We start from the raw sequence: 17,283 nt of genomic DNA on the forward strand, positions 1-17,283 counted from the left end.
AGGCCTCGACCCCGTCGGGGCCTTAGCTATTTCATATGCTGACGAGCGACGTCGTGCGATGGATGGTCACCGTACTCTTCGGCCTCAGCATCGCAACGTACTCGTATACCCTTGTCGCGCAAGGCGGCACCAGGCGTTCACCGCGGCGGGCACAGCGCTGATGTTCGCCGCGCACCTGTAGGGCAGCCGAGGACTTACTCGTGTCGACGCCGCAGCCGGGCGGGCTCATCGAATTGCAAGCAGCACAACGAAACCGCTTGCCCCGTTCTGTCGCCCCGGCGCTCCCGCCGACTCGAGTTCGCGATCGCCGTCCCGGTAACTTATTATCTGCGTATGCATGCAGATAGCCATGCCCACGACCATGGGCACGAACACGCCCACGGCATTCGGGGCATCGTGGCGCAGCTCTTGATGCCGCACAGCCACGACGCCGCCGACAGCGTCGACACCGCCCTGGAATCCAGCACCATCGGCATCCGGGCGGTCAAAGTCAGCCTGGTCGGGCTGGGCGCGACCGCGATCGTGCAGGTGGTCATCGCCGTCGTCTCCGGATCGATCGCGCTGGCCGCCGACACGATCCACAACTTCTCGGACGCCCTGACGGCGGTCCCGCTGTGGGTCGCGTTCGCGTTGGGCACCCGCCCGGCGACGCGGCGCTATACCTATGGCTACGGCCGGGCGGAGGACATCGCCGGCTTGTTCGTCATCGGCATGATCACGCTGTCGGCGATCGTCGCCGGCTACGAAGCCGTCGTGCGTCTGATCCACCCCGTCGCCATCGCGCACGTCGGCTGGGTCGCGGCCGCCGGCGTGATCGGCTTCCTCGGCAACGAGCTCGTCGCCATGTACCGGATCCGGATCGGCCGCCGGATCGGCTCGGCCGCCCTGGTCGCCGACGGCCTGCACGCCCGCACCGACGGATTCACCTCGCTCGCCGTGCTTTTCGGCGCCGGCGGCGTCGCCCTCGGCTACCCGCTGGCCGACCCGATCGTCGGCCTGATCATCATGGTGGCGATCCTGGCCGTGCTGCGCGGTGCCGTGCGCGACATCTTCCGGCGGCTGATGGACGCCGTCGACCCCGAACTCGTCGACACCGCCGAAGCCACGCTGGCCGCACGGCCCGGCGTCCGCAGCGTGCGCATGGTCCGGATGCGCTGGATCGGGCACCGCCTGCACGCAGACGCCGAGCTGGACATCGATCCCGACACCAGCCTCGAGGACGCCCACCGCATCGCGCACGACGCCGAACACCAACTCACCCACGCCGTGCCCCGGCTCGACAGCGCGCTCGTGCACGCCTACCCGGCGCACACCGGCTAAGTGAAGCCGAGTGCCTGCGGGACCATGTAGAGCCCGAAGCCCATCACGACCAGGCACAGGGCCCAGGCGATGTATTTGCGGGGACCGCGCATGCGCCACTCCTCGGGCAGCGCACGAGATTCCAGCGCCAGCAACAGGCCCAACACGATGGGCAGCAGCAGGGCGTTCATCACCTCGACGTCGACGGCGAGGTTGACCAGGTCGACGCTGGCCAGCACGAGCGCGGCGCCGATCACATGCGCGAGCCCGTACGTGATGTAGAACTTGGCGGTCGCCCGGTTGGGCCGCTGGTTGAGGGTGTGCTTCCAGCCGAAGACCTCGGACAGCCCCCACGCGCCGGCGAGGGACGCGACGATCGCGGCGACCAGCGCCGCGCCGAGCATGCCCAGCCCGAACAGGACCGTGCCGCCGACGCGGCCCAGGTACGGCGTGAGCGCGTTGGCGATGTCGCCGACGGTGTTCAGCGCGGTCTCGCCGCCATGGGCCCCGATCGTCGAGGCGACGGTGACCACCACCGAGATCATGATCAGCTGGGTCAGCACGGCGCCGGCGGCCGTGTCGTGGCGCGCCTGGCGGATCGTGGCCACCGACAGGTGCTTATCGACCACCGCGCCCTGCTGGTAGAACACCATCCAGGGCATGATGACGGCGCCGACGTTGGCGGCGATGAGCAGCAGATACGACGAGTTGCCCAGCGGCATCGACTTCAGGCCCTCGACAAAGGCTTTGGGCTCGGGCCGCGCCATCACCATGGCGACCAGGAACGCCAGTTCGGCCGAGCCGATGACGAGGCCGATGCGTTCCACGCGCCGGTAGCTGCCGGTCAGCGCCAAGGCCAGCAGCGCCGCGGTCGCGATCGGGATGCTCACCCACCGCGAGACGCCGAACAGCTCCCCGACCCCGGCGACGCCCGCGAACTCGGTGAGCAGCGCCCCGATCGACGACGCGAACAGCGTGAACGCCGACACCCACGCCCAGAAGCGGCCGAACCGTTCCCGGATCAGCGCGCCATGCCCCTTCTTGGTGACGATGCCCAGCCGCACCGTCATTTCCTGAACGACATAGAGGATCGGCATCAGGATCAGCTGCGGCAGCACCATCCGGTAGCCCCATTGGGCGCCGGACTGCGACGCGGTGATCAGCGACCCCGCGTCGGTGTCGGCCAGCATCACGACCAGGCCCGGGCCCCACACCGTCAGCAGCCCCCGGCGCAGCCAGCGACCGCGGCGCGAAGCCGGTTCGGGCGGCTGGTCCGACGCGTCGGCCACCGGTGTGGTTGTTTCGGTCACCCTCGGCTAGCTCCTTCGTGCGGCGGCAGCGACAGACCCATCCAACTTAGCCTTACCTAACCAGCCGGTGTCAACGCTCCCGGTTTGCGGTTACCGTTGCCCGCTATGGGTGCATTGGACGGGCGCGTGGCGCTGATCACGGGAGCGGCAAGGGGACAGGGGCGCTCGCACGCCCTGGCACTGGCGGCCGAAGGCGCGGACATCGTCGCCGCCGATGCGCCCGGACCGATGGTGGACCTGACCTACCCGCTCGGCACCGAGGACGACCTGCGAGACACGGCCAAGCGAGTCGAACAGCTCGGCAAGCGTTGCCTGCCAATAACTCTCGACGTGCGCGACTCGGCGCAGGTCGACGCCGCGGTGCGGCAGACGGTGACAGACATGGGTGGCCTGCACATTGTGGTGGCGAACGCCGGCATCGTCAGCACCGGTCCCCTGGAGCAGGTGAGCGACCAAGTCTGGCAACAGCTGCTCGACACCAACCTGACCGGTGTATTTCACACGCTGCGCGCAGCCATTCCGGTGATGCGACGCCAGCGCTTCGGCAGGATCGTGGTGACGTCCTCGATGGGAGGCAGGATGGGCATCCCCGAGTTGGCGGCATACAACGCCACCAAGTGGGGCATCATCGGCCTGGCCAAATCCGTCGCCCTCGAGGTCGCCAAAGAGGGTGTGACGGTGAACGTGGTGTGCCCGACGACAACCCAGACACCGATGGTTCAGCCCTCCGAAAGTGACGAGGTTCCGGACGATTTGGTGCGCCGGATGATGAGGGCCAACCCGATACCTCAGCCGTGGCTGCAACCCGAGGACGTCAGCCGCGGGGTCGTGTACCTGGTCACCGATCCCGGAGTCATCACCGGCAGCGTCCTCGAGATCGGCCTCGGTGGCAGCGCGCGCATGCACTAGCCGATGGTGGCGACCTCCCGTCGGTTCGCCGTTTGTCAGCGCAATGAAACGCGTCGAGTTAGCTGCGGCTTCGCAGGTTGCGCCGAGATCGCTGTTCTCCACTCCCGGTGCGCAGCCGCCTTCACCGGGGTTGAGGGAGGCTTGTGAACGTCGCGCCGCGGCCGCGCAAGTAGGCCCTGACCTTGGTGGCAGGTACAGGATTCGAACCTGTGTAGGCGTAAGCCGACGGATTTACAGTCCGCTCCCATTGGCCGCTCGGGCAACCTGCCGCCAGACAGGTTACAACGAACGGGTAGACAAGGCACAAACGGCTATCACCCCGGCTATCACGCGAGAAGGGACGGATCGAATGGCGGACTCATCGTTCGACATCGTCAGCAAGGTCGACCGGCAGGAGGTCGACAACGCGCTCAACCAGGCCGCCAAGGAGCTGGCCACCCGTTTCGACTTCCGCGGCACCGACACCAAGATCGAGTGGAAGGGTGACGAGGCCATCGAGCTGACGTCGTCCACCGAGGAGCGGGTCAAGGCCGCCGTCGACGTCTTCAAGGAGAAGCTGATCCGCCGCGACATCTCGATGAAGGCCTTCGACGCGGGCGAGCCGCAGGCCTCCGGCAAGACCTACAAGGTCAGCGGGACCCTCAAGCAGGGCATCAGCAGCGAGAACGCCAAGAAGATCACCAAGCTGATCCGCGACGAGGGCCCCAAGAACGTCAAGACGCAGATCCAGGGCGATGAGATCCGCGTCAGCAGCAAAAAGCGCGACGATCTGCAGGCCGTTATCGCGCTGCTCAAGCAGGCCGATCTGGACGTGGCGCTGCAGTTCGTCAACTATCGGTAGGTATGTACGCCCCCGTCGGATCCGCGAGCCTAACGCCACTGCGATATTTCGCGCCATTTTTCGCAGTGACGTTAGGCTCGCGGCGTTGGTTTTCCAAGCGAGGTTCACGATGACGGTGACTCCGCAGCAGGTCGACCAGTTCGACGTCATCATCGTTGGCGCGGGCATCTCCGGCATCGACGCGGCCTACCGGATCACCGAGCGCAACCCGGGCGTGACCTACACCATCCTGGAGCGGCGGGCGCAGATCGGCGGAACCTGGGACTTGTTCCGCTACCCCGGCGTTCGCTCCGACAGCAGCATGTTCACCCTGGCGTTTCCGTTCGAACCGTGGAGCCGAAAGGAGGGGATCGCCGACGGCGGCCACATCCGCGCGTACTTGAGCGCCACCGCGCGCAAGTACGGCATCGACCGCCACATCCGGTTCAACAGCCATGTGCGCGCGGCGGATTGGGACTCATCCACCGACACGTGGACGGTGACCGTCGAACAGGACGGGGCCAGCATGACTTTGCGAAGCCGGTTCGTGTTCTTCGCCAGCGGCTACTACAACTACGACGAGGGCTACATGCCCGAGTTCCCCGGCATCGAGCGGTTCGGCGGCATCGTCGCGCATCCCCAGCGCTGGCCGGAGGACCTGGACTACGCCGGCAAGAAGGTCGTCGTCATCGGCAGCGGGGCGACCGCCGTCACGCTGATCCCGTCGATGGCCGAACGCGCGGGAAAAGTGACCATGCTGCAGCGATCGCCGACGTATCTGGTCTCGGCGTCCAAGTACGGCAAGGTCGCCCCCGTCGCTCGTAAACTGTTGCCGCGCAAGGCCTCCCACCTGGTGCTCCGGATTCACACCGCGCTGATGGAGGCGGTGTTCGTGTTGTTGTCCGGCAAGGCCCCGGGTTTCGTGCGGTGGCTGCTGCGGCGCAGGGCGATCGGCAAGCTGCCCCCCGGGTATGAGGTCGACGTCCATTTCAAGCCGCGGTACAACCCCTGGGATCAGCGGATGTGCCTGATTCCCGACGCCGATTTCTTCAACGCGATCAGCGCCGGGCGCGCCGAGGTGGTCACCGACCGCATCGACCACTTCGATGCCACCGGCATCGCGCTCGAATCCGGCGCACACCTCGACGCCGACATCATCGTCACGGCGACCGGCCTGCAGCTGCAGGCACTGGGCGGGGCCGCCATCAGCCTCGACGGCGAACCGGTCGATCACCGCGACCGCTTCGTCTACAAGGCGCACATGCTGGAAGACGTGCCCAACCTGTTCTGGTGTGTGGGTTACACCAAGGCGTCGTGGACGCTGCGCGCCGACATCACCGCCCGTGCGACGGCAAAGCTGATGGCGCACATGGCTTCCCACGGCTACACGCACGCCTACCCGCAGCTGGGCAACGAGCCGATGGACGTCAAGCCGTCCTGGGACATCAAGGCCAACTACGTGAAGCGGTCGGGTCATGCGCTGCCCAAGTCGGGGACCCGGCGGCCGTGGAATGTGCGGCAGAACTACTTCGCCGATGCCCTCGACTACCGCTTCGACCGCATCGAGGAGTCGATGGTGTTCGGCCGCGCGGCCGACCGGGCGTCGCTCGCCGGCTGAATTCGCGTCCCGCAATTGGGACAGAACTTTTCCGCGTGGTGGTGTTCGGCCCCGCAGCTCGAGCAGAAGTGCGGTTCGGTCTCCGTCGGCGGTTCCGGGGGCTTGCGCGTAAACGGCCGAAAACCCGAAATCCTGACCGAGGACAGCAACGGCCGGCGCCTCCGCACCACCAGGAACGTGAAACCCGCGCCCGCGGCAAGCACCAGCGCGACGCCACCCACGATGTACCACAACAGGTTTGCGCCGCTGAGCACCGAGAAGTCGCCGTGCTGCTGGCGCAGGTTGGCCGCGCTGGTCCGGAGATCGGCCAGCCCAGGATAGTCGGGCGACATCGACAGCGTCTGGTCGAAGTCGTCGATCGCCTCGGTGTATTGGCCCGCGTAATAATGCTTGAGGCCTTTGCGGTAATACGCGTCGGCTGGCCCCAGCGTCGCCTTGACACCCTTGCTCGCCATTATCGCGGCGAGGCCGTCGGCGGGCGCGATGAAGTTGAACGCCTGCGGTTCGCCGACGGGGGCGAAGCTGTTGATGCCGACCACCTTGCCGTTGAGGTCGACGGTCGGGCCGCCGCTCATGCCCTCCGAAACCGCGGCATCGATCTCGTACTCGGCGGCCGAACCCATGGTCGACTTCTTGCTGACCTTGCCGCTCTTGTTCGTCGGGTCCAGCGAGGGACCGGTGACGTTCTCGGTGCTCTGCGAAAAGCCCACCGCCAGAACCGATGTGCCGATGCTGACGTCGGCGTCGGTGGCGAGCTCCGACGACGGCAGGTTGTGCTTGTCCACCTTGAGGAGGGCGACGTCGCCCTTGCCCAGCGGCCGGAAATCCACCACGCTGGCCGCGAGCTTGCCGGCGATCTTGGTCCCGGTGCCGTAAGACAGCGCGAGGCCGATTTCGGGACCCCGGTCGGGGGTGTCCCCTTCGACCCGCGCGTTCTTGCGAAGCCAGTCCAGGGTCGTGGCGGGATCCCGCGATTCGGACGCGTCGGGGAACTGGGTGATGTATTCCTTGGCCGCGCGTTTGAGGATCAGCAGCTTGGCGGTCTCCGAATCGACGCAATGACCGGCCGTGGCCACCCAGCCGTCGGGGTTGACGACGAAGCCGGTGCAGCTCCAGGTCGCGATGAACGGCATGGTGGTACCGGGGCCGAACTGAGACAGGATCTGGCCGTCGGGCAGGCGGACCGCGCCGTAGCTCTGGCCGGCGAGATACATCACCGCCGGCCGGATCATGGCCGCCGCCCGTTCCTCCGGGTTGACGCGCGGACGGCCGTCGTCGGCCGCCGCGATCCCGGGCGAGCCAACCACTACGGCAAGAGCGGCCGCCGACAGCAATGCGAACACGCGACCGCAACGAGCGCGTCCGGGCATGCATCCTCCTCGTATGAACCTGTCCCTTGACGATCGGGCACGCCGGGCGGCGGAAGTAGGGGCGGAAGTCCCCTGCCTTCGGGCCCTTGGTTTCGAGAGACGCACAGTTGGTGAACTGCTTCTAAATCTCCGGTGGCGGCAATACTGTGATCGCCATGGCTATGCGTGAACCCAACGTTGTCGTTCTCGGTGGCGGATCATGGGGAACCACCGTCGCGTCGATCTGCGCGCGCCGCGGGCCGACCCTGCAATGGGTGCGTTCGGAGGAAACCGCCAACGACATCAACGACAACCATCGCAACACGCGCTACCTCGGCGAGGGCGTCGAACTGAGCTCCACGCTGCGCGCGACCAGCGACTTTGCCGAGGCCGCCAGCTGCGCCGACGTCGTCGTCATGGGCGTGCCCTCGCATGGCTTCCGGGGGGTCCTCACCGAACTGGCCAAGGAGCTGCGGCCTTGGGTACCGGTCGTGTCGCTGGTGAAGGGGCTCGAACAGGGCACCAACATGCGGATGTCGCAGATCATCGAGGAGGTGCTGCCCGGCCACCCGGCGGGAATCCTGGCCGGGCCGAACATCGCGCGCGAGGTGGGCGAGGGCTACGCCGCCGCGGCAGTGCTTGCGATGCCCGACCAACACCTGGCGACCCGGCTGTCGGGCCTGTTCCGCACCCGGCGGTTCCGCGTCTACACCACCGACGACGTCATCGGCGTCGAGTTGGCCGGCGCGCTGAAGAACGTCTACGCCATCGCCGTCGGGATGGGCTATTCGCTGGGGATCGGGGAGAACACCCGCGCGCTGGTGATCGCGCGTGCGCTGCGCGAGATGACCAAGCTCGGGGTGGCGATGGGTGGCAATCCCGACACATTCCCGGGGCTGGCGGGGCTCGGTGACCTGATCGTGACCTGCACGAGCCAGCGCAGCCGCAATCGCCACGTGGGCGAACAGCTCGGTGCCGGCAAGCCGATCGACGAGATCATCGCCTCGATGAACCAGGTCGCCGAGGGCGTCAAGGCCGCCAGCGTGATCACCGAGTTCGCCAATGAGTTTGGCCTGAACATGCCCATCGCCCGCGAGGTCGACGCGGTGATCAACCACGGCTCGACCGTCGAGCAGGCCTACCGCGGCCTGATGGTCGAGGTTCCGGGGCACGAAGTCCACGGGTCGGGCTTCTGACTCGTCAACCAAACAACTCGTAACGAAATTATTTGCATTCCATATGCGCCCGCGCGGTCGGCTTGACCCGCGCTTCGTCGCGCCAATACCGTCGAACGAGGCAGCCAGGCCCTGACGGCCGGATCGCGCAGTTGTAATCGCCTGTGCGCCAACAAGCTACGCCGTCGTAGCCGAGTGCAGTTACGGGGCTCAAAACATTCCCCGCTTACACCCAACGAGTGGAAAGCGACCGATGCAAGACATTCAAATGGAACGCATACGATCCATCCTCCGACACGACCTGCCCTCGTCCCTGGTGGTTTTCCTGGTCGCACTGCCGTTGTCGCTGGGGATCGCGATCGCCTCGAACGCGCCGGTGCTGGCGGGGCTGATCGCCGCGATCGTGGGCGGAATCATCGTCGGGTCCCTCGGCGGATCGCCGCTGCAGGTGAGCGGTCCCGCCGCCGGCCTGACGGTGGTGGTCGCGGGCCTTATCTCCGACTTCGGTTGGGGCGTAACGTGTCTGATCACCGCCGCCGCGGGCGTGCTCCAGATTCTGTTGGGGCTCAGTCGTGTTGCGCGCGCCGCGCTGGCGATCTCACCGGTCGTCGTGCACGCCATGTTGGCCGGAATCGGCATCACCATCGCGCTGCAGCAGGCCCACGTCTTGCTAGGCGGAAAATCCAAAAGCACGGCGTGGCACAACCTGATCGGCCTGCCGGGTCAGATCATCGATGCCCATCGGCCCGGGGCGCTGCTGGGCGCACTGGTGATCGTCATCTTGATCGCCTGGCGCTGGGCGCCGGCTCGGCTGCGCTTCGTGCCGGGACCCCTGGTGGCCATCGTTGCGGTGACGGTCGTCTCGCTGGTCCTGCCGTTCCACGTGCGACGGATCGAGATCGACGAGTCGCCGCTGAATGCGCTGCGGCTGCCCGACATTCCGCACGGCAACTGGGGCGCCGTAGCCATCGGCGTCATCACCGTCACGCTCATCGCCAGCGTCGAAAGCCTGCTGTCGGCGGTTTCGGTGGACAGGATGCACAACGGCCCGCGCACCGACTTCGACCGCGAGTTGATCGGGCAGGGCACCGCGAACTTCTTGTCCGGGACCATCGGCGGCCTTCCGGTAACCGGTGTAATCGTCCGCAGCTCAACCAATGTCAACGCGGGCGCCAAATCCCGTGCCTCCTCGATCATGCACGGCGTGTGGATCCTGCTGTTCACAGTTCCATTCGCCGAACTCGTCGAGCAGATCCCGACGGCGGCGCTGGCCGGCCTGCTGATCGTCATCGGCATCCAACTGCTGAAGCCGGCGCACATCGAAACGGCAATGAAGCACGGCGATCTCGCCGTCTACGTCGTGACCGCGGTCAGCGTCGTCTTCCTCAACCTGCTGCACGGGGTGATGATCGGGCTCGCCCTGGCCGTCGTGTTGACCGGATGGCGGGTGATCCGGGTCAAGGTCGAGGCCACGCCGGTGGGCGACGACTGGCGGGTGGTGATCGAGGGTCCGGCCTGCACCTTCCTCGCCCTGCCCCGGCTGACCCGCGTGCTGGCATCGATCCCGGCCGGAGCCGTTGTGACGGTGGACATTTCGGCCCACTACGTCGACCATGCCGCGCATCAGGCCATCACCGATTGGCAGCGCCAGTACGAGGCGACGGGCGGCACTGTCCGGATCGAGGGGTTGGCCGAGACCGGCGGGCGCACGGGTGATCTGGTCGAGCACCAAAGGCCCGAAGCCGCCGCCTGATTGGCTACTGCTGCCCCGGCGGCCCGTCCAAGCCAAGCAAGATGCCGCCGGTCCCGCCGGCGCCGGGCGGCTGCTTCACTGGGGCTTGTCCGGAACTTCCGCCGACGCCGCCGTTGCCGATCAGCTGTGCGTTGCCGCCGTTGCCGCCGAAGCCACCGAGAGCTCCGCTAGGCCCTCCGTCGCCCCCGTGGCCGCCGTTGCCGAACAGCGCGGCCTTCCCACCATTGCCGCCGCCGCCGGCATTGTTGATAACGGATCCCCCACCGGCGCCGCCGGCTCCGCCGGCTCCGAATACCAAACCGGCGGCGCCGCCGTCGCCTCCGTCGCCGCCCCGGCCACCTGCCCCGCCGAACCCGCCGGCCCCGCCGTCCCCGCCGAGCAGGCCACCAGCGCCGCCGGTGCCCCCGTGACCGCCGATGGAAATGCCGGACGTCATCAGAGCGGCGCCGCCGCTGCCTCCCGCGCCGCCGGACGCGAAGAGCCCGCCCGCTCCGCCGGTCCCACCCGAGCCGCCAGTTCCAATTCCGCTGAGGTTTCCCGAGGAGGCGCCGCCGGCACCCCCGGCCCCGCCGGCGGCGAACAGCCCGCCGGCGCCACCGCCACCACCGTTGCCGCCGAGGTCGGGTGCGGAGCCGCCGATGCCTCCCGCTCCGCCATGTCCAAACGCTCCGCCGGCCCCTCCCTGGCCACCGTTTCCTCCCGCACTCGTGTTGCCGTTCGTTGCCCCGCCGGCACCCCCGGCCCCGCCGGCGGCGAAGAGCCCGCCGGCACCACCGGTGCCGCCGCTCCCGCCGCTTAACCCGCTGGCCCCGAGGCCGCCGGCTCCCCCGGCGCCGCCGTGGCCACCGAGCAATCCGCCCGGCCCGCCGTTGCCGCCGTTGCCGGCGGCGTTGATCGCGCTTGAGGCCCCACCGACCCCTCCGGCGCCGCCGGTGCCACCGAAGAGTCCGCCCGCGCCGCCGTTGCCGCCGTTGTGACCGGATGCGCCGGATCCGCCCGCCCCGCCGTTACCGATCAACCATCCGCCGTTTCCACCGTTGGCCCCCGAGCCCGGTGCGCCGTTGGCGCCGTTGCCGATCAGCGGCCGCCCGGTGAGCAGCTGGCTGGGGGTGTTGATGACGGCGAGGATGTCTTGCTCGAGGATCTGCAGCGGGCTGGTGTTGGCCGCCTCTGCGAGGGCGTACTGAGCGCCGCCGGCGTTCAGCAGCTGCACGAACTGCTGATGGAACGACGCCGCCTGGACGCCGAGCGCTTGATAGGCCTGCCCGTATTCGGCAAACAGCGACGACACGGCCGCCGAGACCTCGTCAGCTCCGGCCGCGAGGATGCCCGTCGTCGGCGCGGCGGCGGCCGCATGCGCGGCGTTCAGCGTGTCGCCAAGGGTTTCCAAATCCCCGGCCGCCGAGGTCAATATCTCCGGAATCGCCACTAGCAATGACATCGTTTCCTCCGACCTTCGGGACCAGGCGAGCGCGTGAGTCAGAGGTTAGGGGCGATCGGCGCCAAGCGAATCAGGGAAATCCCTACAGTTTTCGGCGGCCCAGGCGTCGGCTAATCGAACCCGGAGAGCCCAAAAGTGTCGCTGGGCGTCCGACCGCTGAGCTTCTGAACGATCCACTGATTCATCGAGACCCTCTCCTCGCTGGCTTCCAGGGCGAGGCGGGCGTGCAGTTGCGGTGATGTCCTGACGACGAAGGTGCCGCTGTAGTTGCGTTCGCAAAGGGGCGTGGGGGGCGCTTCTCCGCACGTCCGCATGGCGTCCACGTGCTCGCCGGTGGCCTGTTCGATGGCGGCGACGGCCTGTTCGGCGGTCGGCGCTTCGCGCCTCAGGTAAGGCAATTCGATGCACACGCCGACGTACTGGTTGTAGTCGGGCGACCATTGCACGCGGTAGGCATAGCGGTTCACGCCGGATTTGATAGCAGATGCGCTATCGGATTCGCGAGTCACCTATCCCCAGGGAGAGCGCGGCTCCCGAGACCATATGGCAGGCGCCTACCCCCGCGCCATCGCCTCCAGCCGGCGGATGCGGTCCTCGATCGGAGGGTGCGTGGAGAACAGCGAACCGATCCGCTCGCCCGCGCGGAACGGGTTGGCGATCATCAGGTGAGCCTGGCTGGCCAGCTGCGGCTCTGGGGGCAGCGGCGCGAGCTGCACCCCGCCGGAAATCTTGCGCAGCGCAGACGCTAACGCCAACGGGTCGCCGGTCAGCACGGCACCCGACTCGTCGGCCTGGTACTCGCGCGAGCGGGACACGGCCAGCCGGACCACCGTCGCGGCGATCGGACCCAACAGCGAAACCAGCAGCAGCGCAAAGGGATTGCCGCCCTCCCGATTTCCGCCGCCGAAGAACATCGCCATGTAGGACAGGGCGGTGATCACCGACGCCATCGCCCCGGCAATGCAGGAGATCAGGATGTCGCGGTTGTAGACGTGCGACAGCTCATGGCCCAGCACGGCGCGCAGCTCGCGCTCGTTGAGGATCCCCAGGATTCCGGTGGTGCAGCACACCGCAGCATTGCGCGGGTTGCGTCCGGTCGCGAACGCGTTGGGCGCGTTGGTGTCGCTGATGTACAGCCGCGGCATCGGCTGGTGCGCGGCCGTGGCCAGCTCGCGCACGATCCGGTACATCACCGGCGCCTGCAGCTCGGAAACCGGCTGCGCGTGCATCGCCCGCAGCGCCAGCTTGTCGCTGTTGAAGTACGTGTAGGTGTTCATGCCGATGGCGAACAGCACCGCCAGCCACATCGCCGTCCGGCCGAACAGCGAGCCGGCAAACACGATCAACGCGGACATGCCGACCAACAGGGCGAAGGTCTTCAGCCAGTTGGCATGCGGATGCCAGGTCATCGGTGTCCTCCTTGGAGCATTACCTATCGCCCATTGAACGCCCAAAGAGGCGGTCGGGGTTCCGCTGACCCGCTAACCGTGCCGACTCACCGTGTAATCGACCAGCGTCTGAAGGGCGCGCCGCCCGGGGAGCTCGGGCAATAGGCCCAGCTCCTGGCGCGCCTGCGCCGCGTACTGCACCAGAAAATCCTTGGCCTTGGCCATCCCGGGTGACGCCCGCAACAGCGCCAGAGCCTCGGCCACCGCCTCGTCGTCCTCGACCGGGCCGGACAGCAGCTCGCGCAGCCGCGGCGCCTCGGGACCCGGCTCGCGCAGCGCATAGAGCATCGGCAGGGTGTGCACCCCTTCGCGGATATCGGTGCCGGGCAGCTTGCCCGACTCGTCGGAGTCGCTGTCGATGTCGATGATGTCGTCGGAGATCTGGAACGCGGTGCCGACGATGCCGCCCAGGCGGCTCAGCCGCTCAACCTGGTCGGCGTCGGCGCCGGAGAACATCGCGCCGAACTGTCCGGCCGCGGCAATCAGGCACGCCGTCTTCTCGTACACCACCTTCAGGTAGTGCTCGACCGGATCCGCGCCCTCCGCCGCCCCGCGGCCCTCGCGCATCTGGCCGGTGACCAGCTGGGCGAACGTCTCGGCGATGAGCCGCACCGCCTCCGGGCCCAGCCGGGACACCAGCCGTGACGCGGTCGCGAACAGGTAGTCGCCGGCCAGGATCGCGACGTTGTTGCCCCAGCGCACGTTGGCGGTGGGCGTGCCCCGCCGGACCTCCGCCTCGTCCATCACGTCGTCGTGGTAGAGCGTCGCCAGGTGCACCAGTTCGATGACCGCGCCGGCGATCGTCACCTCCGGGGCGTCCGGCTTGGGTCCGAGCTGCGCCGACAACACGGTGAACAACGGCCGGAACCGCTTGCCGCCGGCCTTGAACAGGTAGGTCAACGAGTCGGTCATCACCGCGTCCGCGCTGCGCAGCTCGGTGTCCATGAGCTGCTCGATCCGCCCGACACCGTCCCGCACGGTCGCGGCGAAAGCGGCATCTCCGAAGTCGATGCCCGCCACCACCGTCGCCGGAGTACTCACGCGACCAACATACTGGTGAGCGTGAATGTCGGAGCCGACCTGGTGGTCGTGGGCGCCGGACCTGCCGGTTCGGCCGCGGCCGCCTGGGCCGCCCGCGCCGGCACCGACGTGCTGGTCATCGATTCCGCCAGCTTCCCCCGCGACAAGGCCTGCGGCGACGGCCTGACCCCGCGCGCCGTCGCCGAGCTCGAACGCCTGGGGCTGGGCGACTGGCTCGACACCCGCATCCGGCACCGGGGCTTGAGGATGAGCGGATTCAGCGGCGAGGTGGAGATCGACTGGCCGGGCCCGTCGTTCCCGTCGACCGGCAGCGCGGTGGCCCGCCTCGAGCTGGACGACCGGATCCGCAAGTGCGCCGAGGATTCCGGGGCGCGGATGCTGCTGGGAGTCAAAGCCGTTGCCGCGCACCATGACTCGTCGAGGCGGGTGGTCTCGCTGAAGCTGGCCGACGGCACGGAGGTGGGGTGCCGACGGTTGATCGTCGCCGACGGCGCCCGCTCGCCGCTGGGCCGCAAGCTGGGCCGGCGCTGGCATCAGGAGACGGTCTACGGCGTCGCCGCCCGCGGGTACCTGGCCACCCCCCGCGCCGACGACCCGTGGCTGACTTCGCACCTGGAGCTGCGCTCTCCCGACGGCGCCGTGCTGCCCGGCTACGGCTGGATCTTCCCCCTGGGCAACGGCGAGGTGAACATCGGCGTCGGGGCGTTGTCGACCTCGAAGCGGCCGGCCGATCTGGCGCTGCGCCCGCTGATCTCCTACTACACCGACCTGCGCCGCGACGAATGGGGCTTTTCCAGCGAGCCGCGCGCGGTGTCGTCGGCGCTGCTGCCGATGGGCGGCGCGGTCTCCGGCGTGGCCGGCCCGAACTGGATGCTGATCGGCGACGCCGCGGCCTGCGTCAACCCGCTGAACGGCGAGGGCATCGACTACGGCCTGGAGACGGGGCGGCTGGCCGCCGAGCTGTTGGACTGCCCCGACCTGTCGCGGGTGTGGCCCTCGCTGCTGCAGGACCACTACGCCCGCGGCTTTTCGGTCGCCCGCCGGCTGGCGCTGCTGCTGACCTTCCAGCGGTTCCTGCCCACCACCGGGCCGATCGCGATGCGCTCGACGCGGCTGATGACCATCGCCGTGCGGGTGATGGCCAACCTGGTCACCGACGACGACGCCGACTGGGTGGCGCGGGCCTGGCGCGGCGGCGGGCGGTTGTCACGGCTGATCGATCGCCGAACGCCGTTCAGCTGAGTTCGGTTCGCGAGCAGACGCAAAAGCCCCCATTTCACAGCCGAATTGGGGGCTTTTGTGCCTGTTCGCGGCATGGCGTCTGTTATCAACCCCATTGACATGTATCAACTCGGTTGATATATCTAGGGCATGACTCAACCAACCGATTTCGAATTCGAAAGCGCCTACCGCGGCGAATCACCGTTCGGTGCGGGTGTGCGTCCGCCGTGGAGCATCGGCGCCCCGCAACCCGAGCTGGCCGCCCTGATCGAGCAGGGCAGGTTCCACGGCGACGTGCTGGACGTGGGCTGCGGGGAGGCCGCGATCTCGCTGGCGCTGGCCGAGCGGGGATACACCACGGTGGGGCTGGACCTTTCGCCCACCGCGATCGACCTGGCCCGGCGCGAGGCCGAGAAGCGGGGCCTGAGCAACGCCACCTTCCAGGTGGCCGACATCAGTGACTTCACCGGTTTTGACGGCCGGTTCGGCACGATCGTCGACTCGACGCTGTTCCACTCGATTCCGGTCGAGGCACGCGAGGGGTACCAGCAGTCGATCCGGCGGGCCGCCGCACCGGGCGCCTCCTACTTCGCCCTGGTCTTCGACAAGGCCGCGATCCCCGAGGGCCCCATCAACGCCGTCACCGCCGACGAGTTGCGCGACGTGGTGTCCAGGTACTGGGTCGTCGACGAGATCAGGCCGGCGCGCATCTACGCCAACCTGCCCGAGGGCGCCGTCGTGGACCTGCCGTTCGTCGACGTGCGCGACGAGCCCGACGGCCGCAAGTCGGTGGGGGCCTGGCTGCTCTCCGCGCACCTGGGCTCCTAGAACGAACCAGGTGTATAGTCCGGCTAATGAAGGCTTCGAGGCTGGCTTCTCTGATCGCCATGGCGGGCGCCGCTGTCGCACTGGCGGCGCCCGCGCAGGCCGATGACTACGACTACGTGTTCAAGAGCACGGTCAACAAGTTCGGCGTGTACGGTCCGCAGGACCAGCTCGCCTGGTTGGCGAAGATCAGCTGTGAACGGATCGGGCGGGGTGTGGACGGCGACCCGTACAAGTCCGCCACCTTCGTCCAGCGCAACCTGCCCCGGGGCACCACCGAGGGCCAGGCGTTCCAATTCCTGGGCGCCGCGATCGACCACTACTGCCCCGACCAGGTCGGCTTCATCCAGCGGGCCGGCAGCTAGACGCGATCCGGTTTATACCCGGCGTGCAACGCCACGATGCCGCCGGTCAAATTGCGCCAGCGCACCGCCGACCACCCGGCCGCTGAAATCCGGTGCGCCAGCGTCGGCTGGTCGGGCCAGGCCCTGATCGACTCCGCGAGGTACACGTAGGCGTCGGGGTTGGACGACACCGCCCGCGCCACCCTCGGCAGCGCGCGCATCAGGTACTCCTTGTAGACGGTGGCGAACAGCGCGTTGGTGGGCGTGGAGAATTCGCACACCACCAGCCGGCCGCCGGGCCGGGTGACGCGGAACATCTCCCGCAGCGCCGCCTGCTGGTCGGCCACGTTGCGCAACCCGAAGCTGATGGTGACCGCGTCGAACACCGCGTCGCCGAACGGCAGCTTGGTGGCGTCACCGGCGACCTTCGGCACCTGGCGACCGGCGCCCGCCGCGAGCATCCCGACCGAGAAATCCGCGGCCACGCACCACGCCCCGGATTTCCTCAGCTCCACGGTCGACACCGCGGTGCCCGCGGCCAGGTCCAGCACCCGCTGACCCGGGCCGAGCCGCAGCGCCGAGCGGGTGGCCCGCCGCCAGTACCGGTCCTGCCCCAACGACAGCACGGTGTTGGTCACGTCGTAGCGGCGGGCGACCCCGTCGAACATCGATGCGACGTCCCGGGGGTTCTTGTCCAACGCCGCGCGGCTCACCGCCCCGAGGCTACCGG

At 68.3% G+C, this 17,283-nt stretch carries 16 protein-coding genes and 1 tRNA gene; 9 read left to right on the forward strand and 8 right to left on the reverse strand.

What is annotated here, in order from left to right:
• Nucleotides 1-333 precede the first annotated feature (333 nt).
• A complete protein-coding gene (locus tag AC5Y4S_RS28455) occupies nucleotides 334-1,320 on the forward strand; it encodes a cation diffusion facilitator family transporter (RefSeq protein ID WP_500035882.1) in 987 nt (328 codons plus the stop codon).
• On the opposite strand, the gene AC5Y4S_RS28460 is transcribed toward AC5Y4S_RS28455, so the two are convergent.
• Nucleotides 1,317-2,609 (reverse strand): NRAMP family divalent metal transporter, encoded by a 1,293-nt coding sequence (locus AC5Y4S_RS28460; protein ID WP_500035883.1) that lies wholly within the window; start codon nucleotides 2,607-2,609, stop codon nucleotides 1,317-1,319. The two genes, AC5Y4S_RS28455 and AC5Y4S_RS28460, sit on opposite strands and share 4 nt — an antisense overlap.
• A gap of 105 nt (nucleotides 2,610-2,714) precedes the next feature.
• Between AC5Y4S_RS28460 and AC5Y4S_RS28465 the strand changes: the two genes are divergently transcribed.
• Complete coding sequence (locus AC5Y4S_RS28465; RefSeq protein WP_500035884.1) at nucleotides 2,715-3,518, forward strand: mycofactocin-coupled SDR family oxidoreductase; 804 nt, start codon at nucleotides 2,715-2,717, stop codon at nucleotides 3,516-3,518.
• 183 nt (nucleotides 3,519-3,701) lie between these two features.
• Here AC5Y4S_RS28465 and AC5Y4S_RS28470 read toward each other — a convergent pair.
• Nucleotides 3,702-3,787, reverse strand: a tRNA-Tyr gene (locus tag AC5Y4S_RS28470).
• Between the two features lie 80 nt (nucleotides 3,788-3,867).
• On the opposite strand from AC5Y4S_RS28470, the gene AC5Y4S_RS28475 reads away from it, so the two are divergent.
• Nucleotides 3,868-4,359, forward strand: a complete 492-nt coding sequence (locus AC5Y4S_RS28475; protein WP_500035885.1) for a YajQ family cyclic di-GMP-binding protein — start codon at nucleotides 3,868-3,870, stop codon at nucleotides 4,357-4,359.
• 109 nt (nucleotides 4,360-4,468) lie between these two features.
• Nucleotides 4,469-5,956, forward strand: coding sequence for a flavin-containing monooxygenase (locus AC5Y4S_RS28480; RefSeq protein WP_500035886.1), 1,488 nt, complete (start codon nucleotides 4,469-4,471; stop codon nucleotides 5,954-5,956).
• Here the strand turns inward: AC5Y4S_RS28480 and AC5Y4S_RS28485 are convergent.
• Nucleotides 5,884-7,326 carry a trypsin-like peptidase domain-containing protein gene (locus tag AC5Y4S_RS28485; RefSeq protein ID WP_500035887.1) on the reverse strand — a complete coding sequence of 481 codons (1,443 nt, stop codon included), beginning with the start codon at nucleotides 7,324-7,326 and terminating at the stop codon, nucleotides 5,884-5,886. The genes AC5Y4S_RS28480 and AC5Y4S_RS28485 overlap by 73 nt on opposite strands.
• A gap of 149 nt (nucleotides 7,327-7,475) precedes the next feature.
• Here AC5Y4S_RS28485 and AC5Y4S_RS28490 point away from each other — a divergent pair, with 149 nt between their 5' ends.
• Both AC5Y4S_RS28490 and AC5Y4S_RS28495 read left to right on the forward strand, forming a co-directional pair.
• Entirely contained in the window at nucleotides 7,476-8,501 is a 1,026-nt protein-coding gene (locus AC5Y4S_RS28490) for an NAD(P)H-dependent glycerol-3-phosphate dehydrogenase (RefSeq protein WP_152531235.1), read from the forward strand.
• Nucleotides 8,502-8,733: 232 nt separating this feature from the next.
• Nucleotides 8,734-10,233 (forward strand): SulP family inorganic anion transporter, encoded by a 1,500-nt coding sequence (locus AC5Y4S_RS28495; RefSeq protein WP_500035888.1) that lies wholly within the window; start codon nucleotides 8,734-8,736, stop codon nucleotides 10,231-10,233.
• A 4-nt stretch (nucleotides 10,234-10,237) separates the two neighbouring features.
• Here AC5Y4S_RS28495 and AC5Y4S_RS28500 read toward each other — a convergent pair whose 3' ends face one another.
• The 4 genes from AC5Y4S_RS28500 to grcC1 form a co-directional block, all read right to left on the reverse strand.
• Nucleotides 10,238-11,674 (reverse strand): PE family protein, encoded by a 1,437-nt coding sequence (locus tag AC5Y4S_RS28500; protein WP_500035889.1) that lies wholly within the window; start codon nucleotides 11,672-11,674, stop codon nucleotides 10,238-10,240.
• A gap of 110 nt (nucleotides 11,675-11,784) precedes the next feature.
• Nucleotides 11,785-12,141, reverse strand: a complete 357-nt coding sequence (locus tag AC5Y4S_RS28505; protein WP_500035921.1) for a type II toxin-antitoxin system HicB family antitoxin — start codon at nucleotides 12,139-12,141, stop codon at nucleotides 11,785-11,787.
• A gap of 87 nt (nucleotides 12,142-12,228) precedes the next feature.
• Nucleotides 12,229-13,083 carry a zinc metalloprotease HtpX gene (gene htpX / locus AC5Y4S_RS28510; RefSeq protein WP_500035890.1) on the reverse strand — a complete coding sequence of 285 codons (855 nt, stop codon included), beginning with the start codon at nucleotides 13,081-13,083 and terminating at the stop codon, nucleotides 12,229-12,231.
• A 72-nt stretch (nucleotides 13,084-13,155) separates the two neighbouring features.
• Complete coding sequence (gene grcC1, locus AC5Y4S_RS28515; RefSeq protein ID WP_500035891.1) at nucleotides 13,156-14,163, reverse strand: nonaprenyl/(2E,6E)-farnesyl/geranylgeranyl diphosphat synthase; 1,008 nt, start codon at nucleotides 14,161-14,163, stop codon at nucleotides 13,156-13,158.
• 15 nt (nucleotides 14,164-14,178) lie between these two features.
• Here grcC1 and menJ point away from each other — a divergent pair, with 15 nt between their 5' ends.
• The 3 genes from menJ to AC5Y4S_RS28530 all read left to right on the forward strand — a co-directional run bounded on the left by menJ (nucleotide 14,179) and on the right by AC5Y4S_RS28530 (nucleotide 16,574).
• Nucleotides 14,179-15,405, forward strand: coding sequence for a menaquinone reductase MenJ (menJ, locus tag AC5Y4S_RS28520; protein WP_500035892.1), 1,227 nt, complete (start codon nucleotides 14,179-14,181; stop codon nucleotides 15,403-15,405).
• Between the two features lie 129 nt (nucleotides 15,406-15,534).
• Complete coding sequence (locus tag AC5Y4S_RS28525; protein ID WP_500035893.1) at nucleotides 15,535-16,212, forward strand: class I SAM-dependent methyltransferase; 678 nt, start codon at nucleotides 15,535-15,537, stop codon at nucleotides 16,210-16,212.
• 26 nt (nucleotides 16,213-16,238) lie between these two features.
• Nucleotides 16,239-16,574 carry a DUF732 domain-containing protein gene (locus AC5Y4S_RS28530; protein ID WP_068177465.1) on the forward strand — a complete coding sequence of 112 codons (336 nt, stop codon included), beginning with the start codon at nucleotides 16,239-16,241 and terminating at the stop codon, nucleotides 16,572-16,574.
• On the opposite strand, the gene AC5Y4S_RS28535 is transcribed toward AC5Y4S_RS28530, so the two are convergent.
• A complete protein-coding gene (locus tag AC5Y4S_RS28535; RefSeq protein WP_068139389.1) occupies nucleotides 16,571-17,266 on the reverse strand; it encodes a demethylmenaquinone methyltransferase in 696 nt (231 codons plus the stop codon). The genes AC5Y4S_RS28530 and AC5Y4S_RS28535 overlap by 4 nt on opposite strands.
• Between the last annotated feature and the right edge of the window lie 17 nt (nucleotides 17,267-17,283).

The sequence above is a fragment of the Mycobacterium sp. NGS64 genome (assembly GCF_059812245.1).